This window comes from Bacillus sp. Au-Bac7, from assembly GCF_021341655.1.
Lineage (GTDB): Bacteria > Bacillota > Bacilli > Bacillales > Cytobacillaceae > Niallia.
The window spans coordinates 1,545,352-1,568,109 of the sequence record NZ_JAJTTG010000001.1; the positions used below are offsets into that span (position 1 = coordinate 1,545,352).

The following is a 22,758-nucleotide window of genomic DNA, read 5'->3' on the forward strand; positions in this document are numbered from 1 at the left end:
GGCTTATTTCGACTCCTTTGCTGCATAGATTTCATATTGTTCTTTCAAGTTATTTGGAAGCTCTTCAAACATGTTGTTGATCAAGTCAGTTACTTTTTGCTGTGGTTCAGCATCAGCAAGTTTGATTGCTTCTTTAATTTCGTCTTTAGCACGAGCGATTACTTCGTTTTCTTTTTCTTCGTTCCAGATTCCTTTGTTTTCTAGGAATTTACGGAAGCGAACCAATGGATCTTTCTTTTCCCATTCGCTATCAAGATCTGATGTACGGTAGCGAGTTGGGTCATCTCCAGCCATTGTATGTGGACCATATCTATAAGTAAGTGTTTCGATCAATGTTGGACCTTCACCATTAACAGCTCTTTCACGAGCATCTTTAACAGCTGCATAAACAGCCAATGGATCCATTCCGTCTACTTGGATACCTGGGATACCAGCAGCAACTGCTTTTTGTGCAATCGTTTTTGCAGCAGATTGTTTTTCAACTGGAGTAGAGATTGCGAAACGGTTGTTTTGTACGATAAAGATAGCAGGAGCTTTGAATGCACCAGCAAAGTTAATACCTTCATAGAAGTCACCTTGTGAAGCACCGCCGTCACCTGTGTATGTGATAGCTACTGATTTCGCTCCGCGTTTTTTCATACCTAGTGCTACACCAGCAGTTTGGATGTATTGTGCACCGATGATGATTTGCGGTGAAATTACGTTAACACCTTCAGGCATTTGGTTACCTTTGAAATGTCCACGAGAGAATAAGAATGCTTGGTATAAAGGAAGTCCGTGCCAGATTAACTGAGGAACATCACGATATCCTGGAAGAATAAAATCTTCTTTCTCCAATGCAAATTGAGAAGCTAATTGAGAAGCTTCTTGACCTGCAGTCGGTGCATAGAAACCTAGACGACCTTGTCTGTTTAAAGAAATTGAGCGTTGGTCAAGAATACGAGTGTACACCATGCGAGTCATCAATTCTTGTAATTGCTCATCACTTAAATCAGGCATTGCAGATTCATTTACCACTTCGCCCTCTTCATTTAGAATCTGAAGTGTTTGAAATTGGTTTTCTACTTGTTCAAGCTGTGCTTGCACATCTAATTGAGCCTTCTTCGTTTTAGAAGCCATTTAAGCCACCCTTTCCTTTCTTTTTAAAAAGACGCATCAAAAAAAATCTAACGCATTTTCTTTTCGTTGTTTCATGGTAATGAAAATGTGGTAACCTAGTTAGACAGCGCTTTCTAGTTTATCCTCCACATTGTTTTTCAACTTAAAAAAAACCATACTTATGCAGTTTTCCACAAAATCCGCTAGAAAAAACGTCTTTATAAATAATTCGGTATCCGTATGTTCTGTATCAATAAGTACAATAAAATATATTAATACAACTTTTTAATACATGTATAAGTTTAATATACATAAATATTATCCGTCAATCTTAAAGTACTATGTTTTTTGTGTATTTTTTTATTTTGCTAAAAAAAATTTATTTAAACTGTATTATCAGCTGTTATATATCTGTACTATAAAAATAACACTATCCGAATCTGTATTATAATATCAACATTTTTTTCCAGCTCGCCATTTTGTCGAAAACATCCTAAAAAACGCCTATGTAAAACAAAAAGCGCCCTAGTGTAATGAATGCCCAGATAAGTAAATGAATATACATCCAATACCTATCTGGCATCCAATCTCTTAAGACGCTTACTTTAGTCTATTTATTTTGTGTTTCTTCTACTTTAATTTCGACTCCCGCTTTTTTATAAAAATCGAGCTTCTGTTCATTGTATTGCTTCGTCAATTTATTAAACTCTTCATTATTGGCAAGCACTTTTTGATATACTTCATTAATTTTATTAATCTGCTCTTCAAGCGCATCTATTTTTACATCTTTGTCTTTAAACATTTCATACAGCTCTTTATCATACTTTAAGCCGGTAGTGTAATTTGCATATAATTGGTCATGCACTTCATACCTGTCTATCATGACATTGTATAACTCCTCTGCTTTTGCTTTAAGCTCTTTTTCATCTTCATCCATATCTTCAATAATTGGTTTAACCTTCTTAAAAGCTTCCTTTGATTTCTGGATGCTTTCTTCCTCTTTATTCATATATTCTTCCCGTTTGGCTACTGATGCAAGTGCCTCATCTGAGAGACTTTTTATTTCATCCATTTTTTCGAGCCCTAACGAGATGATGTTGGCGTAAATCTCTTGTTCACTCTTTTCTAGTTTTACTAGCGGATCTTGCTGATCCTCAAACTCTTTCTCTAGCTCTACTACCTTTTCCAGCTTGCCATGCATTTTTTCACCAGAAGATTCGAAGCCCTTGCAAGCGGACAAGCTGGTAATAATGACAATCATAAGTGCTGCTGCTGCCAGTCTTTTCGCTTTTTTCAATTATATCCTCCCCACTCTCGTTTCATTTGCTATTAAGTATAAATATAATGCTGTATGGTTTTATGATATAACCACTCTATTCTGCCATTTGTGAAACATAAGGGCAAATACCTTTACGAAAACCCAAATAGTAATCTTCTATTAAAAGCTATTCCGTTCTCTTCTTTTATATTACTTATTCTAGTATTTTATTTTTCATATAATTTTGGATGAATTCCAAAAGATTAACTTTTTAGCATTTGTCTGTTAGACTTATATTCGTATTTATCATTTTATGTATGCAAAAGGACGTGATCAGTATGATAACGATGAAGGATATCATTCGTGACGGTCATCCGACATTAAGAAATGTAGCAGAAGAAGTTTCTCTGCCTGCCAGCGAGGAAGACAAACAGATTTTACAAAGCATGATGGAGTATTTAATAAATAGCCAAGACCCTGAAAAAGCTGAAAAGTATGGCTTAAGGGGCGGTGTGGGCCTTGCAGCACCACAGATTAATGTTCCAAAACGCATGATTGCCGTTCATGCTAAAGATGAGGATGGAAAACTTTACAGCTATTGCTTGTTTAATCCTAAAATAATCAGTCATTCTGTTGAAAAGTCTTATTTAACTGGCGGCGAAGGCTGTTTGTCTGTGGATGAGACCATCCCTGGTTTCGTGCCGCGATATGCTAGAGTCACTGTTAAGGGAGTCGATCTTGATAATAAGGAGATAAAGCTGCGTCTTAAGGGACTTATTGCTATCGTCTTCCAGCACGAAATTGACCATTTGAACGGTGTTATGTTCTATGACCATATCAATTCAGAAGCTCCGTATACACCGGTTGAAAACGCGATTCCAATTGATAGATAATGGGTTAAGGCGCTGCTATTAGGCAGTGCCTTCTGTCGCCCATTTTCAAAAAAACCTCTCCTGACATAAAAGATTTAACTAGTGTTACATATACTAACAATATAGAGTCATTACTAATTTTCCTCCTATAATATTCTCCACTATAGACATAATTTTCTCTTTTCAGGACAAAATACACCATATACTAAGAAGCAAGGCTTTACTTTGTACAAGAATGGTTTAAAATAGGAAGTAAGGAGATGATCCACTATGTTAAAAAAGCTTCGTCAAAAGCTTCGTAGACAGTGGAAAGATTTGTTGCGTAAAAAAACAATTGCTTAAAAACTAACCGATTGTTCCATTAGGGTCTGACCTCATTTTGCCAACACGTATATAAAGCACGGCTGTCGAATGGCCCTTTATATGCATGTACACTTATCAGAGGGTTGGGCCTTTTATTTTTTTCATGGACTTGCTTGTGAACATCTGTTTCATCTATATTATTTATGGGAAAATAATGCTATGATACGATTATCATTGTTCTAAAATAAGCAGGATTTCAGGAAAGATTGAAACCTACAAATTTACATATCTTTACATTAAAGCGATTTCTATATAGAAAAACATGAAAAACATGTTAATCTTTTATATAATAAAAATTAGATAATATTTTTTTAAGGAGCGATTCAAATGGTTTATAAAGTTTACTTCCAAGAATTAAAAACAGAGGTACCAGTAAGAGAAAAAACAAAAACAATTTACGTTGAAGGTATATCAGAAAGAGATGTCCGTACTAAACTAGCTGAAAAACCTTACAATATTGAATTTGTACGCCCAGTAGATGGAGCTTACCTAGACTATGAAAAACAAAATGAAGATTTTACAGTATTGGAGATTGAATAATGAAATTTGTTAAAAACGATCAAACAGCTGTATTTGCTCTAGGTGGACTAGGGGAAATCGGTAAAAACACATACGGTGTGCAATTCCAAGATGAAATTATACTTATTGATGCTGGAATTAAGTTTCCTGAGGACGAGCTCCTCGGTATCGATTATGTAATTCCTGATTATAGTTTCCTTGTGAAAAACGCAGATAAAATTAAAGGATTATTCATTACACATGGTCACGAGGACCATATTGGCGGTATTCCTTACCTGCTTAGACAAGTAAATATTCCTCTTTATGGCGGAAAGCTTGCTCTTGCTCTTGTTCGCAATAAGCTTGAAGAGCATGGATTATTAAGACAAACAACTATGCATGAAATTAAAGAAGATGATGTGATTAAGTTTAGAAAAACATCTGTTTCCTTCTTTAAGACAACACACAGCATCCCTGATTCTTACGGGATTGTCGTTAAGACACCGCCAGGGCAAATCGTTCATACAGGAGACTTTAAATTTGACTTTACTCCTGTCGGCGAACCTGCGAACTTAACAAAAATGGCTGAAATTGGAAAAGAAGGCGTGCTTTGCCTACTGTCTGACAGCACAAACAGTGAAGTGCCGAATTTCACTATGTCTGAAAGAAAAGTCGGCGAAAGCATTCAAGATATTTTCCGCAGAGCAGACGGACGTTTGATTTTCGCGACTTTCGCTTCAAATATCTACAGACTGCAGCAAGTTACAGATGCAGCAGTAGAATTTGGCCGTAAAGTTGCCGTGTTTGGACGTAGCATGGAAGCTGCAATCAATATTGGTCTTGAGCTTGGGTTTATTAAAGCTCCGAAAGAAACGTTTATTGAACCGCACCATATCAATCGTTTACCTGCAAATCAAGTAACGATTCTATGTACAGGAAGCCAGGGAGAACCGATGGCAGCGATGTCTAGAATTGCCAACGGCACACATCGCCAAATCCAGATCATACCTGGAGATACAGTTGTCTTTTCATCTTCCCCGATTCCTGGGAATACATTAAGTGTCAATAAAACAATTAATCAGCTTTACCGCGCTGGTGCCGAAGTTATCCACGGACCTTTAAACAATATTCATACATCAGGTCACGGCGGACAGCAAGAGCAAAAGCTTATGCTGCGATTAATTAAACCTAAATTCTTCATGCCTATTCACGGAGAATTCAGAATGCAAAAAATCCACACACAAACAGCAATTGACTGCGGTGTGGAAGAAGAAAACTGCTTTATCATGGATAATGGTGAAGTGCTTGCTCTTTCAAGCGATACAGCACAGGTAGCAGGGAAAATTCCGTCCGGTTCTGTTTACATTGATGGAAGCGGCATCGGGGATATCGGCAATATCGTCTTGCGCGACCGCCGCATTCTTTCAGAGGAAGGCCTTGTTGTTGTCGTAGTGAGCATTAATATGAAGGACTTCAAGATTTCCGCTGGACCTGACCTTATTTCCAGAGGTTTTGTATACATGCGAGAATCTGGCGACTTAATCAACGATGCGCAATCATTGATTAACAAGCATTTAAACAAAGTAATGGAGCGTAAAACAACGCAATGGTCTGAAATTAAAAATGAGATTATTGATACCCTATCTCCATTCTTATACGAAAAAACAAAAAGAAGACCAATGATACTTCCTATCATTATGGAAGTTTAATAAAAAGAGGCCAGCTTAATCGCTGACCTCTTTTCTTTATTTAGGACATTACTTTTTTCTCAAACCGGTTAATATCAGAATCGGCCCCAATTACGATGAGAACATCATCCTCTTTTATCGGTTCATTCGCTTGCGGAGAAACAATGATATCATTTTCTCGCTTGATAGCTACAATTGTAATACCGTAGCGGGCACGGATATCAAGATCAACCATTGTATGTCCCGCCAAACGGCTGCTTGATTTGATTTCGACAATACTATGTTCGTCAGACAGCTCGAGATAATCGAGGACATTATTAGAAACGATATTATGGGCAATTCTTTTCCCCATATCCCGCTCTGGATGAATAATTGAATCTGCGCCAATTTTCTTTAGCACTTTTTCATGATAATCATTTTGGGCTTTAACGGTAATGTTATTGACACCCATCTCCTTTAAGATAAGCGTCGTCAAAATGCTCGCCTGGATATCGTCGCCAATCGCCACAATCACATGCTCGAAATTTCGAATGCCTAGGCTTTTCAGTACATTTTCATCTACAGAGTTGCCGACAACTGCATGTGACACAATATTAGCATACTCATTGACACGTTCCTCATTTTTGTCAATGACCATCACTTCCATACCAAGCTCCATTAATTCTTTACATATGCTTCCGCCAAAGCGGCCAAGTCCGATTACTGCAAATTCCTTTTTCACTGTATTTCCTCCAGTTTTAGTACCTTATTCTATAATAATAAAGGAACAGCTACTATTTTACCAGCTATACCCATACTGTCACTAAAAGGAATACCATTTTCGTTTTAAGATCTATACTGCATTTAACATCTTAAATTGCGCTTCTACGAGATGATAATATATACCGTTTTGTTCCATCAATTGTTCATGTGAGCCTTCTTCCATTATGCTGCCGTGGTCAAGAACAACTATTTTATCCGCATCTCGAATCGTAGAAAGTCTATGTGCTATCATGATGGCAGTCCTTCCCTTTAGTAGGGTCTTTAATGCTTCTTGGATTTTGACTTCCGTTTCTGTATCAATGCTTGCTGTCGCTTCGTCTAAAATTAATATGCGTGGATTTGCCAAAAGTGCTCTTGAAAAGGATAAAAGCTGCCTTTGGCCGACAGATAAGATATTCCCTCGTTCTTCTACTTCTGTTTCATACTTTTTAGGCAATGCCTCTATAAATGAATGAGCTCCGATTGCCTTCGCCGCAGAAATCACTTCCTCATCTGTTGCATCAGGTCGGCCGAAGCGAATATTTTCCATAATGGTTCCTGAGAAGATGAATGTGTCTTGCAGCACAATGCTGATCTGACTTCGTAACGATTTCAGTGAGATGTCTTTTATTTCGATACCATCTACGAAAATTTCTCCCTTTGTCGGATCGTAAAAGCGGCTGATTAAATTGGCAATAGTGGTTTTTCCAGAACCTGTATGGCCAACAAGAGCAACTGTCTGACCAGCTTGAATGGTCAAATTAATTCCATTTAAAGCTTTGCGATTACTTGTATAAGCAAACTCCACCTCTTTAAAGCAAACTTGCCCCTTCATTTCTGGAAGGGTGACAGGATCGTCCGCCTCTGAAACATTTGGCTTCTCATCCAAAAATTCAAATATCCGCTCCGAGGAAGCCATTCCCATTAAAAGCTGGTTATATACCATGCCTAGTCGGGATATTGGCTCCCAGAACATTCCTAAATAAAACGCAAAGGAAACAAAAACACCTATTGTCATTCCGTGCTGGATTAAATAGGCTCCATACCAGATGAGTACTGCTGTACCAATGGCATTGGTAATTTCCACAAACGGACGGAACATAGCATTCTGCTTAGAAGCATCTTTCCAGCTCTCAAAGTTTTCATTGTTCAAGCCATCGAAAAACATCATATTTGGCTTTTCTTGAGTAGAAGCTTGGGTAACCCTAATTCCTTGAATGCTCTCGTTTAAATGCGAGTTCAGCTTAGATTGTTTAAGCCGAACAATTTGCCATGATTTCCTGATTTTCCGTCTTAACGCTGTAGAGATAAAGAACATGACAGGAATGACCACTAATACAGCTAAAGCCAGTTCTGGACTTAATGTTAGCAGGATTACAAAAATTCCAATCAGTAATATGATATCCATTAATAGGTTGATAACACCATTTGTAAATAGCTCTTGTAGGGAATTAATATCATTTAATATTCTAACAAGTATAGAACCGGCAGACCGCTCATCAAAAAACCGGTGTGACAGCTTTTGCACATGTGTAAATAGGCCTTTTCGCAAATCATAGATTACCTTTTGACCTAATTCGTTCATCCATTTGATTCGATAGAAATTGGCTGCATATGAAACGGCATACATCGCTCCGATTAGCAGTACAAATGTTGTCAACTGGCTGCCATCCTTATTTGTGATAGCTTGATCGAGGACATAAACACCAATCAGGATTGGAATTATCAGCCTTACAGCTGTTGTTATCAAAACAGTGATAATGGACAACGGCAATAGATTTTTTTGATATGGTTTCATATAGCTCAGCAAGCGCCACATTTGCTTCCAGTTAAACGGCTTTTCAATTACTTCTTCTGTCGTATATTCAAACCTGTTTAAAATTAGGGTATCTTTATTTTCCGTTTTCTGTTTACTCAAAGTTTCTTACCCCCTTGCTTCCCTAAGCATTTATTATCTTTTTTTTATCTTGGAATTGAATATCATATATTCTTCGATACTGCCCATTTTGGGTAATTAGCTCCTCATGACAGCCCCTTTCTACAATCCGCCCTTCATCAAGCACGATTATTTCATCAGCATGCTTAATAGACGAAATCCGATGGGCAATAATAAAGGTCGTTTTATTGTCCATTACTTCTTTCAGTTCCTTCTGAATAGTAAATTCCGTCTGCATATCAACTGCGCTTGTTGCATCATCTAAAATAAGAATACTAGGGTTAATACAAATAGCCCTCGCAATAGCGATACGCTGTTTTTGCCCTCCAGACAGTCCTAAACCGCGCTCCCCAAGCATTGTATTATAGCCGTCTGGCAGCTCCATAATAAAATCATGTGCTTGAGCCCGTTTAGAAGCATGGATAATCTCCTCCATTGTACTTTCCGGTTTGCCATATGCAATATTGCTCTTAATAGAAGAGGAGAATAAAAACGATTCTTGTGACACTAATCCGATATTGCCCCGAAGCGACTCAATCTCATACTCTTCCACATGATGCCCGTCAACAAGAACAACGCCTTCTGTTGCTTCATAAAATCTTGTCAGCAGCTGGGTAATGCTTGTTTTGCCGGAGCCTGTTCCGCCGATCAGGCCGATTGTTTTGCCAGGTTGTGCATAAAAGCTGATGTCCTGTAGGGCAAAACCTTCTTTTGTTGCATACTTAAGGCTGACATTGCGGAATTCCACTTCCCCAACCAGCTTTTGTGCATATTTAGCATCCTGTTTATCTTCGATAATAAAGTCCTTTTCCAAAATTTCTAAAAGTCTTTCACCAGAGGCCTTTGCCTGGGAAAACTGATTAACAACAAATCCCAAGTTCATAATTGGCCACATAATATACCCAAGCAGACTGTAAAATGCCACAAGTTCACCTGGCTGCAGCTTGTTTTCAATAACTAAATATCCGCCGTAAGAAATAAGCAGGACAATGCTGGCATTTCCCAGAAACTCCATTAATGGGAAGTATTTTGACCAAATACTTGAAGTGAATAAATATTGATCTTTATAGTCACCGTTCGCTCTATTAAACTTTCCGACCTCAAAATCCTCTCTGGAAAGTGATTTCACTGTATTAATGCCGCTGATGTTTTCCTGCACCTTTGTATTGAGGACACCGAAGGATTTCCTGATTCCTCTAAACGCAGGATGAACTGCTTTATCGAACTTGTATGTAACTACAGCTAAAAACGGAAGCGTTACCAAAGTTACAAACGTTAAAGATACAGAGTAATTCAGCATTACAGTAAAGCTTACTGCGATTAACAAGATAAAACGGATCAGCTCAGAGAAGCCTGCTGATAAGAAAAAGCGGAATCCTTCTACATCTGCTGTCAGCCTCGACATCAGATCACCAGTTTTTGCATTATCATAATAGGAAAAAGGCAAATACTGCAGCTTTTTGTATAACCCATTCCGCAATAAGTACACAGAGCTGATACCGAACATATCACCTGTGTACTGGTAAATATATGTTGCAATTCCTTTAATAATCATCACCCCGATAAATCCGATTGACAAATACGGTATCCAATCATACTTGCCTTGCAATACGACTTCATCGATGGTGATCTGCAAAATAATCGGATACACAACGGTAATGCCAGTCACCACAATTAAAAAACAAATCGAAACCATAAAATACTTTTTAAACGGCAAATAATACGACTTTAACTTCTGAAATGTCTCCAAATACCGCTCCCCCTCTTCTTCCCTAACAGACTCCATTTTTTAAGAGCAAAAAAAGTTGCACTATTAATATAACGGTTTTCGAAATATTAATCTACTGCTTTTATAAGATTTTTAGCAATTTTTTGAAAACAAAATGATTCAAAGTTTTTTTACTGCATAATAAAAAGCATAGATTAAAATCTATGCTTTTTAAATTTGCTTAATCACCCTTCTTAATCGGCTCATCAAGCACTCTATTCACACGTTTCTCCAGCATTTTCATACCGCTTCCGCCAGCCTGGAAATGTCTCAATTCACCGGTCAGATCAAATACATAATAGGAAGGGACATACTCATTTTCGAAGGCATCAGCAAGTTTATGCTCATTATCTATAAAAATTGGCTGTGTTATGCCATATTCTTCAGCTGTTGCTTTGATTGTATCCATATTTAAATCCTGCTCTACCCTTGGTATGTGCACGGCGATAAAATGAAGCTTTTCACTGTATTCGTCCCTAAACGCATTGAATTGGGACATTATTTCTTTACATAAGTAGCAGCTTACAGACCAAAAATGAATCAAAGTTGGTTTGTCACCAATCAAATCGGCTTTTGATTGTTCTTTGTTCAGCCATGCTGTGGCACCTGTTAATTCAGGCATCTGCTCTCGTAGTTTCATTTTGATTTCTCCCCCAATTGGTTCTCCATTAAGTATATATTCTCTTATTCTTTAACCAGATCATATAGTAGCTTGGCCAGGCTTCCAATTAGCCGGGCAAAGTCCGCCTGTTTGCAGTGCTTGGAGTACGCGCAATGTTTCAGTAACATCTCGGCCGATATTATTATGATTCACAACTGAATACATCAATTCCCCTTCAGGGCTGATGATGAATAAACCGCGCAGAGCAATCCCTTCCTCTTCAATCAGAATGCCGTATTCTCTTGATACTACATGATTCGTATCTGCTGCCAGCGGGAAGTTTACGTCCCCTAGCCCATTTTCTTTACGATCTGTTTTAATCCACGCTAAATGAGTATGTATTGTATCTGTAGAAACACCAATTACTTCTGCATCAAGATCTTCAAACTCGTCATAACGGGCAGAAAGTGCAGTGATTTCAGTGGGACATACAAAGGTAAAGTCCATTGGATAAAAAAACAGTACTGTCCATTTGTCATTTTTCATATTTTCTTCGAGACTAACTTTTCCAAATTCTCTATTTGCTAATACTGCTTCCATTTCAAATTTTGGTGCTTGCTTGCCTACCATACGTTCCGGCATTATTAATTACCTCCAAAAAAACTGATTTAATTGAGAATACTTAGTAACGAGACGAACAGAATAATCTTATTATTCTAATTATAAACACTATATTTTCACCAGTCAAATACACGTAATATTAAATATAAATTAATAATAATTATTAATAATATTTTTACAAAAATCGGTTAAAATACTTAGGAATAATTAGTCAGCCAAAAAGTTTACAATTTATTTTTTAGGGAATACATTAAAAAAGTTTTTAATAGCAGCAATACATATAAAGGAAGTGCAGTATGAATACAATTACAGATATGCAAGATTATTTTATAAACTTTAATTGGGCAAATCTCCTTGTCAGCACAGGATTAATTTTACTTAAGCTGCTGCTGATATTCTGTCTCTATTTTATCATCAAAAAAATCTGCTTATTATTTATATCCAAGCTTTTTGATTCTTATATGAAGAAGCATTCCATCTCAACAGGGAGAGCTTCAACATTAGAAAGTTTAACCAAGAATATTTTGTCCTATATCCTTATTTTTATTTTGGCAGTCACTGTTCTTCAAACATTCGGGATTGATGCTACTGCTATCCTTGCTGGTGCTGGTATTGTTGGTCTTGCCGTCGGCTTTGGTGCCCAAGGACTTGTCAGTGATATTGTCACAGGTTTTTTTCTTTTATTAGAAAAACAGCTCGATGTCGGTGATTCTATTACTACAAGCACCTTCTCAGGCACTGTGGAACAAGTCGGACTAAGAACAACACAGCTCCGTTCTCCAGATGGCACCCTTCATTTCATACCTAACAGGGAAATTAAAATTTTAAGTAACCACTCTAGGGGAGATATGCAGGCACTTGTTGACGTTATTATTTCTAATGACAATGACATCCCGGCTTGTTTGGAAATACTCAAGGATGTTTGTGATACTATCCGTAAGGAAAGTGATGTAATCACAGATGGTCCGAATGTTATTGGTATTCAATCGTTTGCTGGGACAAGCTTGACTATCCGCATTATTGCCAAAACACTTAATAATGAGCAATGGGGTGTCGAAAGAATACTGCGGCAAAGAGTTCAGGAAACATTGGAGGAAAAAGGAGTTAAATTGCCATCACCGGCAAGTTTAGCTTTAGAAAACGGCAATAAGTAAATAAACTAAAAATCCTCAAAGACTGAAATGCATACTTTAGTCTTTGAGGATTTTTTTTGCTCAGTTGTTATTGCCTTTAAACTGTAAGTAGGAAGTAATCATAGTAATAGCAGTTTGCAATGCATCTTCGTCTGGGTTCAGTTTGCTGTGATGAAGACCATATGGAGAATGGACACCAAGCCAAAACATAAACCCAGGGATTTCCTTCAGCATATAACCGAAGTCTTCACCTGTCATTGCTTCTTTGCATTCAATCAGCTCAATCGTTGTGTTTTGTCTAATAAAGTCCATAAATTCTTTCGTGACTGCTTCTTCATTATAAACTTGATAATATCCGCTTCCAAAATCGATTGTACATTCACATTCATACCCTGCTTCAATTCCTTTAACGAGCGCTTTAACTCTATCCTTAACCTTGGTCATGGATTCAGCAGAAAGCGTCCGCATCGTCCCTTCTAATCGCGCTGACTCTGCGATAACATTCTGAACTGTGCCTCCAGTAATCTTACCGATTGTGACGACAGCACTGTCTAGAGGATCGATATTTCTTGCTACAATTGATTGCAGCTGTGTTACTAAGGAACAAGCCGCTACAACCATATCATTCGTCTGATGCGGATAGGCAGCATGCCCGCCTTTACCTTTCAGATCGATGAAAAGCTCTGAAGTATTGGCAAACAAGAGACCAGGTTTCACTGCAATGGTGCCGACAGGATACTCTGGTGCCACATGCAGGGCCATGATCATATCAGGCATCCATTCCTGCATGATATCACTTTTCAGCATTGGTTCAGCACCGCCGGGCCCTTCCTCTGCCGGTTGGAAAATAAACAGCATATCATCATCAATTGGAGTTTCCACTATATTTGTTAATACACCGAGGGCAATTGTCATATGAAAATCATGTCCGCATGCATGCATTGCCTGCTCATGACTAGAGCTGAAGGGAAGGCCTGTCTCTTCGGTAATCGGCAAACCGTCAATGTCCGCACGATAACCGATAAGTCTTGCAGACTTTCTGCCTTTCACCTTTACAAATATCCCGGTTTTCCAAGTCTTTATTTCAATCCGCTCGCTAGGTAATGCATGAATATAATTTAACAGATATGTTTGTGTTTTGAATTCTTGAAACCCAAGTTCAGGGATTTGATGCAGCTCTCTTCTGATTTGTACATAGTCTGTATTTGCCACCATTTCTCTCCTCCAGCTTAATGTAAATATAGCTCCTGCTTATAAATTGCAGGCTAAAAGGAAAAGCGCGGAATGAAGTTTCCACGCTTTTTTTAACATTATAGTTTACGAAGCTCTTGCATAATTTCTGTTTTAGATTTTGTCTTCTCATCGATTTCTTTGATGATGCGTGCTGGAGCTCCTGCAACCAATGTATTTGCCGGAACGTCTTCAAGAACGATTGCTCCTGCTGCAACGACAGCACCTTTTCCAACTGTAACACCTTCAACTACAACTGCGTTTGCACCGATAAGAACATCGTCTTCAACGATAACCGGCTTAGCAGATGGCGGCTCAATAACACCAGCAAGAACTGCGCCTGCACCTACGTGGCTGTTTTTTCCGACAGTAGCTCGTCCACCAAGAATCGCACCCATATCGATCATTGTACCTTCACCGATGCTTGCGCCGATATTGATTACAGCACCCATCATGATAACAGCATTATCACCGATTTCTACTTGGTCGCGAATAATTGCGCCTGGCTCAATACGAGCTTTAATATTTTTCATGTCCAATAGAGGAATCGCTGAGTTGCGGCGGTCGTTTTCGATTACAAAATCAGTGATGCTGCCTTTGTTAGCTTCAATCACTTCATTGATATCAGACCACTCACCGAATACAACCCCTGCATCTCCGCTGATGAAAGATTGAATCTTTTCGCCAAAGTTAACTTCAGATAAGTTTCCTTTAACATAAACCTTTACAGGTGTAGATTTTGTACTATTTGCAATAAATGAAATAATTTCATTTGCATCCATCATTTTCATTGTTAGTTACCTCCAATATGTATATATAACACTAAGCATTACTTTACCAAACAAAAGCATAGAAGACAAGCAAAAATAACGGTTAGTCTATCTTTCTGCCTGCCTTTTAGCCATTCACTGCGGGTGAATATTTCCTTCTCTTATCGCCCGCTTTTCTCCAGCTACATACTCTTCAATAATTTCAAAAAATGCCTGCACTTGCTTTAATTGAAACGCCGCCTCATAGCCAATCAGCCACGTGCTTCGGAAAATCGGTTGATTTTTTTCATCGAGCAAAGGCACTTGAAAGAGGTTTTGATTCGCCTCTTTAAGAGCGATGGCTGGAAGTATGCTGTAGCCTATTCCGTTAAAAGTCAATTGCTTGCATGTTTCGATTTGATCGACATAAATTGTATTTTTGGGAGGCGCAGGAAACTGTCTGTGCCACCATTCCTGGATTTCCTCATAATAGCTCGAATCGCTTTTAAATTGAATAAACGGCCTGTCAGTATCCATCAGCTGATCCAAACTGGAAATTTGGCTGTCAACCAAATATAGGGGATCGTCAAACAAATGCTTTTTGGCCCCTTTCCAATCAGCACTTCCCCGGATAATGCCAAGATGAATGCTGCCGTCAGTCATCGATTTTAAAATCTCGCTGCTCCAGCCAGTGATCAATGATACTTTAGCTTGGGGATATGTCTTAATAAACTCCTTCAGCACTCCAGGCAGCCAGTTCTGTCCGACAATGCTGGCGGCTGCAATACTTAAAGTTCCATGAACTTCTCCCTTTAACGCATGGATGGACTCTTTTACACTATCTTCCTTGCTTATTGTTTCTATTGCAAACTGCGCAACAAGTTCTCCTGCTGCCGTTAAAGAAAGCCCTTTTTGGGATCGGATAAACAATTTGGCGCCCCATTCCTTCTCAATATTTTGCAGCCGCTGCGAAAGGGCAGGCTGAGACACAAACAGCTTTTCTGCAGCTTTTCTCATATTCATCTCTTGGGCAAGGACCTTTAATAGTTGCAGCTCAGATATTGTTGACATATATTTCCCTTCTTTTTCCTGTTGTTCTTTTTGCCGGGTAAGCAGTATTGCAATTAGATGGAATAAACAGATGTGTTACGTAGGGGGAATAACTTTAAGGAAGCCAGTTAAAACGAAGCCATGAAAAAACTCTCTATATTTCCAAAAACGTATTCAGCCTTTTTAACACAGACCTTCTTGTCAAAATGCCATCAAAATAGCCTTCATTATCCTCCAGGCAAATGAAGGGATTATCCGTTAAAAGTTCCATCATATCCTTGAATGATGTATTTGAATTTGCTCTAGGAACAACTGTGTTCATTACTGTTTCCACTTTTATGCTCTCTAACTTTTCGAATTCAATCCGCTCAAGTCCGAGTATGCTGTCCATAATAATGGGCGTACTCAGCAAACCATGGAGCTTGTAGGAGGGATCTAAAACCGGTATGGAAGAATAGCCGCTTTTTGTCAGTACTAAAAGGGCATGTTCTAAATTATTACCAACTTGCACATGGGCAACACGCTCTGAAGGAATCATTAATTCTTTCACCGTAATGTCTAAAAATTCTCCGTTGTGTATGCTGGTCATAGCCGAAAACTCCTCAATAGTTTATTTTCTACTCCACTATCTTACCATAGTTTTCGGCCATTTGCTCATTTAACCCTTGCTCGTTTCGATATTGCGCTGATTAAAACCACAGTTAGGACAAGTGTAGATGACATTCTGATTTGATTGGGCTGTCAGTACATTCTCTAACAACTCCTGTTGCTGACATTCAGGGCATGTTACTGCAATCTGCATGCAAACTCCATCTCCTTTCTTTTAGAGTGACTCTGTTATTAGACTGTTAATTTATTTAAGCTATTATGCAAGGATTAATGACAGAAAAAGGAGCCGTAAGAATACGGCTCCTTTTTAGTGATTATTGAATAAGATCAAAGATTTCGATTGTAATCATATCGATATTGTCAAATTGATATCTTTTTGGCTTTTCTTTATCATTGTATACTTCCAACTCATACGTTTCTGTTTTAGGATGGAATGTAACTTGACATTTTCTTTCGCCGTTTACCTCAAAAAAACGTTGGGAAGGTTCTCCCCCTGTTGATTGTTCTTGTAAATTTTTTAAACGTGTTAATATGCCTTGAAGCTGTGACATGCTCTCTCTCCTTTCAAACAAACCCATATATTACTTATAGGTTTAACTATTAGCATGTTTCTATACACTTTCCCTTTAAATTAAAGCAAGCGTTCTTGCTTTGTGTAAATGCCAATAATAACAGAATAAAATATTGCGGAGTGTTTGTCCAAGTAAAATTGAAGAATGAGCAAATCTTTTTTCTCAGACCCTTAAAATATGCTATGATTAGGCAATATATATATTATAGATAGCGAAATTTTCAGATAGATGGAGGCAATTTTTTTTGAAAAAAATAACGATGTATACACAGCCTGATTGCCCGCCTTGTGAATATGCGAAGACGTTTTTACGGGAAAAGGGATTTGAACTGGATTTGAGGGATATTCAGAAAGATGCCAAAGCTAGAAAAGAGCTTGTGCAAAAATATCAATGCTTTTCTACTCCTACTTTTGTAATCGGTGAAACAGTTATTGCCGGTTTTGACCATGACAAGCTGCAAGAGGTTCTTAAATTTTAAAGAAAGCAAGCTGTACCAACAAGGTACAGCTTTTAATATGCAAACAACTCCCATTATTTATCGTCCATTTTGTGCAAAAGGAAGACTAAAGATGACTTTTAATTGTGCGAAAACTTGTAAGTCTGCAAGTTTGTTCAACCTAGACACCTTTTCCACTTCACTATTTTCATTCTTCGCATTCTTTGACAAATACTTCGTTATTTCTTCATCGGAAAGCTGCTTTGATACTTTCCATTGACCATTTATTTTCTCCAGTAGCATTCCTTCATAGTGGTCCTCATAATATAGGGGGCCATCATCTGGTGATTCAAAATATTCGTATACATAAATCTTTTGAGAATCAATATCTATTTCTGTATTTTCTGAAAACTGAAAGTACGGAATATAGTATGGTGCAAAATCACTGCCATAGATTATATACTTTCCGTTTTCTTTGACTAGATTTGCTTTTAGAAACTTATTAATATAATCGTCAGAAAAATACGGTGTTAACAATGAGTTAACTTCAGAGAGTTCTCTGTGCTTTTCACTTAAATGTACCTGTGCATGAAAGGCTTCCTCTAAAAATAAGAGTACATCCTTTCTTTCAGACAGCTTGTCCTTCTCCATAGCATAGGTAAATTGGGCATTTCCAAAGGCAAGTATTAATAAAAAAATGCAAAGCATCGTTTTCTTCATTGCCGTCTCCCCTTTCTCTTTCTAATGATAACAATAATCTATTCACAGTATTCGATTTTTCGTTCGTTAAATTCTGTAATGCTTTGACAATTTTCTGCGATATTATACATATACCCGAAAAACAACCGAAATAACTAAAGATTGACACCCAAAATAAAAAAGACCCATAGCGGGTCTAATTAATAAGCACTTCCATCTTATCAAGGAAGTTATAGGACAGATCAATAAAAAGAAATTCGTTAGCATCAAGAGGATAGGAGAATGTTCTGACTGTCCCGCCTGTTTCAATATCACTGTACAAGTCCGATAAGATGCCCTTTTTTTCATTTTGCATCTTAATGATATTTTCGAGAAAATATGGGCGCCAGCTCCAGTTTTTATTAACATACTCCCTTTGCAGTACCCAATTGCTGTTATCATAAAAAATATTGGCTGATTTTTGAAATCCATCTTCATTACAGACATACATTCTAAAGGCTACATCTGTCAACTCGTTAGACAAGTTCTTTAACAGTTCTTCATAGCTTGAATATTTACGATATTTCTGCAGCAGCTCATGAAGTTTCGTTTGAAATTTATCTGTTAATTGAAGGATTGATGTCAGCTTTTTCTTTTCATAAGAGATAAATTCATGAAACTCTGCCCCTAATTTGGCTTGCCGGATGGTTGGTTCCACAAAATGTTCTTCTGGATGATGCAAATAAAAGCCTTGATAAAATCTGCCGCCGTTTTTCCAAGCAAATTGCAGCTGATGTACCATTTCAATATTCTCAAACAAAAGGTTCGCCCCTATTTTTCGAGCAAGCATTGATAAGGAATAGAGAACATTCTGGTACATATGGGAAGTGGAAGTGGAACGAAGAGCCAATAGGTCAATTTTCAGGATATCAGGAGCCAGTTCTCCAATTCTGTCAACATAACTGCTTTCGCTTCCCATTTTGTCAATAGCGATTTTAATTCCAAATGTTCGATAGTAGACAAGCAAATGATCGAGATGCTCTGATTGTCCGGTATAATTTCGTTCCGATATCTCCAGTACAATCCGATTTAAATCAAAGCCTTTTTCTTCATAAGACATAAGCATTTGCAAGAAATCCTCGCCGTCATCATACATAAGAAGATCTGCATCACGATTGATAAATAGCAGGAAATTATCATCAAGCTCTATCGCTCTGTCTAATGCTTTTGTTAGCACTACTTTGTCTACTTCATTTTTATACTCTTCTGGAATCGACTCATCTAAAAAAAACGGGCCTAAGCTTTCTGTTCCATTTATTCCAGTATATCTTCCTAATACTTCATATCCAATAACGGTATGTTCGTCAGCACTAAAAATGGCTTGGAAATAAGGGATGACATTATCTAGATCTGTCAAAATATCTAAAGCGTCCATATTTTGATCAGCCTCCCTATAAATAATGACTTATTATACCATAAAAATTTAGACTTTTTCCCTTTAATATAGCCATAAAACGTATTTATTTTGAATATTGAGCATATAAGCAAATCGTTCATTCAACTGGAAAGTGTTGATACTTATAAACAGGAAATAAACACATATCCTAATTACCATAGGAGCCGGCAATCGAAAGTAGGTTGCTAATGCGTATATTTAGACTTTTATCTCTGTTGGTGCTTATCACTTGCTTCCAACAATCACAAATAGGAATGGAATTTGCCTTAAGTCAAAAAACACACGCTGCCTCCACGCAGAAAAGGTCCATCATGCTTAATGTGCCGCTGATCAAGCAAAACCCTGAGCTTAAATATGGGTGTGAAGTCACAAGTCTTGCTATGGTACTGCAATATGCTGGGGTGAAAGTAACGAAAATGGATTTATATAAAAAGGTATCTAAGGATACTGACCCTCTTGTTAAAAAACGAGGGGACATCATAAGCTGGGGTGACCCGGCTGTAGGGTTTGTAGGAGATATGACAGGCAAAACGAGCGGCTACGCTGTGTTTGACCAGCCAATAGAAGATTTAGTAAATAATTATTTGCCTGAAAGGGCCGTTAATTTAACTAACCTTTCTTTTTCCGCTGTTGAAAAGCATGTTTCTGACGGATACCCCGTTGTAGTATGGACTACTGGAGACTACCGACTACCAGACAGATGGGAATCATGGCAGCATAATGGCAGAACAATCAAAACACCACTTGATTTGCACGCTGTTGTCCTCGTTGGGTATGATGATAAATATGTTTATTTAAACGATCCACTGTCAGGAAGAAAAAAAGTAAAAGTAAGCAAGTCACGATTTATTGAATCTTGGGCAGCATTAAAGCATAGAGCTGTCAGCTATAGATAAAGAATGCCATCCTCGGAAATATCCAAGGATGGCCGTTAAAAACAAGAGAATAGCCAGATTCCCTGCCTATGTTTCCTATAATCCACTATCATTTTATTCACAAACCAGGTAGTTCATTCCTGTTATTAATGCTGTTTTTTGTTTGTAAAAAACGTTCAACTTCCTCAGCAGGGAGCGGCTTGGAATAATAAAATCCTTGCGCTTTATGACAGTTAGCTGCCTTTAAAATATCAGCCTGTTCCCGGCTTTCTACTCCTTCTGCAATGACATCCATGCCCAGATTCTCTCCTAAGTGGATAATGGTTGTAATTATAGCCGCATCCTTTACATTCTCTAGCACATCTCTGACAAATGATTGGTCAATTTTTAAAATATCAATCGGAAATTGTTTTAAATAACTGAGTGAGGAGTATCCTGTCCCGAAATCATCAACAGAAATAATGACCCCAAGCTCCTTTAATTTCCGAAGGATAGGAATAGCATCTTTAGAATTATGCATAGCCCCTTCTGTTATTTCAATTTCCAGCAAGTGCGGCGGAATATCATTTTTTATAATGGCTGTTTTGATAATATCAACAAAATTCGGCTGTTCAAACTGTTTTGGTGAAATATTGACGGCAATTCGAATACCATCATTAAATGACTTCAACCATTTGCTGATTTGCTGACAAGCTGTTTCAATCACCCAGTTGCCAATTGGGATGATAAGTCCAGTATCCTCTGCAAGAGGGATGAATTCACCTGGAGAAATAATTCCAAGGACAGGGCTATCCCAGCGCAGCAACGCCTCAACACTTTTAATACTCTGAGTTTTTAAATCAATCTGCGGCTGATAAAAAAGGGTCAGTTCTTTATTTTGCACCGCTTTTCGCAAGTTAGTTTCCAATGTTACGATATTTGTTAAAGCGACATTCATATCAGACCGGTAAAATTGAGAATGAGCTTTTCCTCTTTCCTTCACTCGGAAAAGTGCTTCATCCGCATTTTTGATAAGTGTATCTTCATCCTTCCCATCGTTAGGATACATGCTGATGCCGATACTTGGCGTTATATAATATTCTTGTGAATTTAGATAAAAAGAGCTGGCAAACCTCGACAAAATTGCTTGAGCAAAGGCGCTCGTTTTCTGCCTTGTTGTGTTAGATAGCATAATATTGAACTCATCTCCGCCTTGCCTGTAAACATGGCAATCTTGGTTATTGAATTCTAACAGCCTTTCAGCAACCTTTATCAATATCTGGTCGCCGACAATATGGCCAAATGTGTCATTAATGTATTTAAACCGATCAAGGTCAATTGTCAATAGCGCGATTTCTTGGCCGGTTTTAGTCGCCTTGTTTATTTCAATATTTAAATCTTCCAGAAGAGCGCGTCTGTTATACAGACCTGTCAGTTGATCGTGAAAAGCCATATATCTAATTTTCTCGGCAGTCTCTGTTTTCTCAGACATATCTCTTAAAATGATATACATCCCTTTTGCAGTACTACTAATTAGAATGGGGATGATTTTAATATGAACATTAAGTACTTGGCCATTCTTCATTTTCAGCATGCTGTCGAGTGACTGAGATAGGTGAGTCAACCTGCATTTCCTAACTTGATCCTTAAAGGATGTATGGCTTACTTCTTCTATTAAATCAAAGATTGACCTGTTTTTTATTTTGTCTAAAGGATATTCCATTAACTTTTCAGCTGCCGGATTAATCGTTTGGACCAAGCCGTTTAAATCAATCCCTAAAATGGCGTCTAGATTATGATCGACGATGGAACGAATTTCCTGCTCTCTTTCAATCAGTCTCTGCTTTTCTTCCTGCAGTTTTGTCACATCTCTAGTAACAGAAACGATGAATTTAACATCCCTATTTTTATCCAGTATAGGTGTTAAGACAGATTCACCATATCTTTTAATTCCTTCTGGCAACATAACTTCATCAGAGAATACATGGATGTTTTTTTCCGCATACACCTTTTCATATTCTAGCTGCAGGCCACCATATACACCTTGGTGCAGAACATCCTGCAATGATTTCCCGATATAATCAGGTGTGAGCTTCGCGTGAATATAGCCTGCCTTATTGGCAAATACATAGCGAAAAACAGGACCAGGCTCTGCCTTCATGATATATACCAGATCATTAACATGATTAAAAATGATTTCAAATATGATTCTCTCTATTTTCATATTAGGGTCTAGATGCTGTTCGTCCTTAATACTCTCAAAAAATCCGTTCATTTGTATCATCCTTAATTACTTCTTTTATTGCTTTTCGTTCAAAATTAGCCATGCGCTAAAATGTATAAATCCCAGGCTGTTCGTCTACAATAATGGAATCAATAATATATCTACGTTTTTCTTAGTATAATTATCGGCAATTAGTAAGAAATGTTTATAATAACCTTTTAAAAAGGAATCATTCCATTATAGAAGACGCTTTTAGATTAGGATTCCTTTTCTATTGGAAAAATAGTATAATAGCTTGTATTCATTCTCTACTAGAAAGGAGT

Annotated in this window: 22 protein-coding genes; 6 read left to right on the forward strand and 16 right to left on the reverse strand. The window is 37.8% G+C overall.

The window, feature by feature from the left end; all coding sequences use genetic code 11:
- Window positions 1–3: 3 nt before the first annotated feature.
- Window positions 4–1,119 (reverse strand): pyruvate dehydrogenase (acetyl-transferring) E1 component subunit alpha, encoded by a 1,116-nt coding sequence (gene pdhA, locus LXM54_RS08045; RefSeq protein ID WP_233314593.1) that lies wholly within the window; start codon window positions 1,117–1,119, stop codon window positions 4–6.
- Between the two features lie 589 nt (window positions 1,120–1,708).
- On the reverse strand, window positions 1,709–2,395 hold the full coding sequence (locus LXM54_RS08050; RefSeq protein WP_233314594.1) for a YkyA family protein: 687 nt from the start codon (window positions 2,393–2,395) through the stop codon (window positions 1,709–1,711).
- Between the two features lie 299 nt (window positions 2,396–2,694).
- Between LXM54_RS08050 and def the strand changes: the two genes are divergently transcribed.
- The 3 genes from def (at window position 2,695) to rnjA (ending at window position 5,798) form a co-directional block, all read left to right on the forward strand.
- A complete protein-coding gene (gene def / locus LXM54_RS08055) occupies window positions 2,695–3,249 on the forward strand; it encodes a peptide deformylase (protein ID WP_233314595.1) in 555 nt (184 codons plus the stop codon).
- Between the two features lie 669 nt (window positions 3,250–3,918).
- On the forward strand, window positions 3,919–4,131 hold the full coding sequence (locus LXM54_RS08060) for a DNA-dependent RNA polymerase subunit epsilon (protein WP_233314596.1): 213 nt from the start codon (window positions 3,919–3,921) through the stop codon (window positions 4,129–4,131).
- Window positions 4,131–5,798: a ribonuclease J1 gene (rnjA, locus tag LXM54_RS08065; RefSeq protein WP_233314598.1), complete on the forward strand. Its 1,668-nt coding sequence runs from the start codon at window positions 4,131–4,133 to the stop codon at window positions 5,796–5,798. The genes LXM54_RS08060 and rnjA overlap by 1 nt, the downstream gene beginning before the upstream one ends.
- Window positions 5,799–5,838: 40 nt before the next feature.
- Here the strand turns inward: rnjA and LXM54_RS08070 are convergent, their stop codons facing one another.
- The 5 genes from LXM54_RS08070 to LXM54_RS08090 form a co-directional block, all read right to left on the reverse strand.
- Window positions 5,839–6,498 carry a potassium channel family protein gene (locus LXM54_RS08070; protein WP_233314599.1) on the reverse strand — a complete coding sequence of 220 codons (660 nt, stop codon included), beginning with the start codon at window positions 6,496–6,498 and terminating at the stop codon, window positions 5,839–5,841.
- Window positions 6,499–6,609: 111 nt separating this feature from the next.
- Window positions 6,610–8,436, reverse strand: a complete 1,827-nt coding sequence (locus LXM54_RS08075; RefSeq protein WP_233314601.1) for an ABC transporter ATP-binding protein — start codon at window positions 8,434–8,436, stop codon at window positions 6,610–6,612.
- Window positions 8,437–8,458: 22 nt separating this feature from the next.
- Window positions 8,459–10,204: an ABC transporter ATP-binding protein gene (locus LXM54_RS08080; protein WP_233314602.1), complete on the reverse strand. Its 1,746-nt coding sequence runs from the start codon at window positions 10,202–10,204 to the stop codon at window positions 8,459–8,461.
- A gap of 199 nt (window positions 10,205–10,403) precedes the next feature.
- On the reverse strand, window positions 10,404–10,862 hold the full coding sequence (locus LXM54_RS08085) for a TlpA family protein disulfide reductase (protein WP_233314604.1): 459 nt from the start codon (window positions 10,860–10,862) through the stop codon (window positions 10,404–10,406).
- A 60-nt stretch (window positions 10,863–10,922) separates the two neighbouring features.
- A complete protein-coding gene (locus LXM54_RS08090; protein ID WP_233314606.1) occupies window positions 10,923–11,465 on the reverse strand; it encodes a peroxiredoxin in 543 nt (180 codons plus the stop codon).
- A 275-nt stretch (window positions 11,466–11,740) separates the two neighbouring features.
- On the opposite strand from LXM54_RS08090, the gene LXM54_RS08095 reads away from it, so the two are divergent.
- Window positions 11,741–12,598 carry a mechanosensitive ion channel family protein gene (locus LXM54_RS08095; RefSeq protein ID WP_233314607.1) on the forward strand — a complete coding sequence of 286 codons (858 nt, stop codon included), beginning with the start codon at window positions 11,741–11,743 and terminating at the stop codon, window positions 12,596–12,598.
- 60 nt (window positions 12,599–12,658) lie between these two features.
- On the opposite strand, the gene LXM54_RS08100 is transcribed toward LXM54_RS08095, so the two are convergent.
- The 6 genes from LXM54_RS08100 to LXM54_RS08125 form a co-directional block, all read right to left on the reverse strand.
- Complete coding sequence (locus tag LXM54_RS08100; RefSeq protein WP_267913303.1) at window positions 12,659–13,792, reverse strand: N-acetyldiaminopimelate deacetylase; 1,134 nt, start codon at window positions 13,790–13,792, stop codon at window positions 12,659–12,661.
- Between the two features lie 95 nt (window positions 13,793–13,887).
- Window positions 13,888–14,598: a 2,3,4,5-tetrahydropyridine-2,6-dicarboxylate N-acetyltransferase gene (dapD, locus tag LXM54_RS08105; RefSeq protein WP_233314608.1), complete on the reverse strand. Its 711-nt coding sequence runs from the start codon at window positions 14,596–14,598 to the stop codon at window positions 13,888–13,890.
- A gap of 114 nt (window positions 14,599–14,712) precedes the next feature.
- Window positions 14,713–15,627 (reverse strand): LysR family transcriptional regulator, encoded by a 915-nt coding sequence (locus tag LXM54_RS08110; protein ID WP_233314610.1) that lies wholly within the window; start codon window positions 15,625–15,627, stop codon window positions 14,713–14,715.
- Window positions 15,628–15,760: 133 nt separating this feature from the next.
- Window positions 15,761–16,195: a cyclic-di-AMP-binding protein CbpB gene (gene cbpB, locus LXM54_RS08115; protein ID WP_233314611.1), complete on the reverse strand. Its 435-nt coding sequence runs from the start codon at window positions 16,193–16,195 to the stop codon at window positions 15,761–15,763.
- Window positions 16,196–16,264: 69 nt separating this feature from the next.
- Window positions 16,265–16,408: a hypothetical protein gene (locus LXM54_RS08120; RefSeq protein WP_233314612.1), complete on the reverse strand. Its 144-nt coding sequence runs from the start codon at window positions 16,406–16,408 to the stop codon at window positions 16,265–16,267.
- A gap of 121 nt (window positions 16,409–16,529) precedes the next feature.
- A complete protein-coding gene (locus LXM54_RS08125) occupies window positions 16,530–16,766 on the reverse strand; it encodes a YkuJ family protein (RefSeq protein WP_127734982.1) in 237 nt (78 codons plus the stop codon).
- Window positions 16,767–17,031: 265 nt separating this feature from the next.
- Here LXM54_RS08125 and LXM54_RS08130 point away from each other — a divergent pair, with 265 nt between their 5' ends.
- Window positions 17,032–17,265: a glutaredoxin family protein gene (locus tag LXM54_RS08130; protein WP_233314614.1), complete on the forward strand. Its 234-nt coding sequence runs from the start codon at window positions 17,032–17,034 to the stop codon at window positions 17,263–17,265.
- 57 nt (window positions 17,266–17,322) lie between these two features.
- Here the strand turns inward: LXM54_RS08130 and LXM54_RS08135 are convergent, their stop codons facing one another.
- Together LXM54_RS08135 and LXM54_RS08140 are read right to left on the reverse strand one after the other, a co-directional pair.
- Entirely contained in the window at window positions 17,323–17,943 is a 621-nt protein-coding gene (locus LXM54_RS08135) for a DUF3993 domain-containing protein (RefSeq protein WP_233314615.1), read from the reverse strand.
- A gap of 175 nt (window positions 17,944–18,118) precedes the next feature.
- Window positions 18,119–19,336 (reverse strand): EAL domain-containing protein, encoded by a 1,218-nt coding sequence (locus tag LXM54_RS08140; RefSeq protein ID WP_233314616.1) that lies wholly within the window; start codon window positions 19,334–19,336, stop codon window positions 18,119–18,121.
- Window positions 19,337–19,545: 209 nt separating this feature from the next.
- Here LXM54_RS08140 and LXM54_RS08145 point away from each other — a divergent pair, with 209 nt between their 5' ends.
- On the forward strand, window positions 19,546–20,253 hold the full coding sequence (locus LXM54_RS08145) for a C39 family peptidase (protein WP_233314617.1): 708 nt from the start codon (window positions 19,546–19,548) through the stop codon (window positions 20,251–20,253).
- A 97-nt stretch (window positions 20,254–20,350) separates the two neighbouring features.
- Here LXM54_RS08145 and LXM54_RS08150 read toward each other — a convergent pair whose 3' ends face one another.
- A complete protein-coding gene (locus tag LXM54_RS08150) occupies window positions 20,351–22,486 on the reverse strand; it encodes an EAL domain-containing protein (RefSeq protein ID WP_233314619.1) in 2,136 nt (711 codons plus the stop codon).
- Window positions 22,487–22,758: the final 272 nt, after the last annotated feature.

Coding starts and splice junctions, on each gene's coding strand:
- LXM54_RS08090 (WP_233314606.1), bottom strand. CDS start 11,465: ATGCCGGAACGTATGGTAGGCAAGCAAGCACCAAAATTTGAAATGGAA.
- LXM54_RS08125 (WP_127734982.1), bottom strand. CDS start 16,766: ATGTCACAGCTTCAAGGCATATTAACACGTTTAAAAAATTTACAAGAA.
- LXM54_RS08135 (WP_233314615.1), bottom strand. CDS start 17,943: ATGAAGAAAACGATGCTTTGCATTTTTTTATTAATACTTGCCTTTGGA.
- LXM54_RS08060 (WP_233314596.1), top strand. CDS start 3,919: ATGGTTTATAAAGTTTACTTCCAAGAATTAAAAACAGAGGTACCAGTA.
- LXM54_RS08120 (WP_233314612.1), bottom strand. CDS start 16,408: ATGCAGATTGCAGTAACATGCCCTGAATGTCAGCAACAGGAGTTGTTA.
- LXM54_RS08100 (WP_267913303.1), bottom strand. CDS start 13,792: ATGGTGGCAAATACAGACTATGTACAAATCAGAAGAGAGCTGCATCAA.
- cbpB (WP_233314611.1), bottom strand. CDS start 16,195: ATGACCAGCATACACAACGGAGAATTTTTAGACATTACGGTGAAAGAA.
- rnjA (WP_233314598.1), top strand. CDS start 4,131: ATGAAATTTGTTAAAAACGATCAAACAGCTGTATTTGCTCTAGGTGGA.
- LXM54_RS08085 (WP_233314604.1), bottom strand. CDS start 10,862: ATGAAACTACGAGAGCAGATGCCTGAATTAACAGGTGCCACAGCATGG.
- LXM54_RS08140 (WP_233314616.1), bottom strand. CDS start 19,336: ATGGACGCTTTAGATATTTTGACAGATCTAGATAATGTCATCCCTTAT.
- LXM54_RS08150 (WP_233314619.1), bottom strand. CDS start 22,486: ATGAACGGATTTTTTGAGAGTATTAAGGACGAACAGCATCTAGACCCT.
- LXM54_RS08110 (WP_233314610.1), bottom strand. CDS start 15,627: ATGTCAACAATATCTGAGCTGCAACTATTAAAGGTCCTTGCCCAAGAG.
- pdhA (WP_233314593.1), bottom strand. CDS start 1,119: ATGGCTTCTAAAACGAAGAAGGCTCAATTAGATGTGCAAGCACAGCTT.
- dapD (WP_233314608.1), bottom strand. CDS start 14,598: ATGAAAATGATGGATGCAAATGAAATTATTTCATTTATTGCAAATAGT.
- LXM54_RS08145 (WP_233314617.1), top strand. CDS start 19,546: ATGCGTATATTTAGACTTTTATCTCTGTTGGTGCTTATCACTTGCTTC.
- def (WP_233314595.1), top strand. CDS start 2,695: ATGATAACGATGAAGGATATCATTCGTGACGGTCATCCGACATTAAGA.
- LXM54_RS08095 (WP_233314607.1), top strand. CDS start 11,741: ATGAATACAATTACAGATATGCAAGATTATTTTATAAACTTTAATTGG.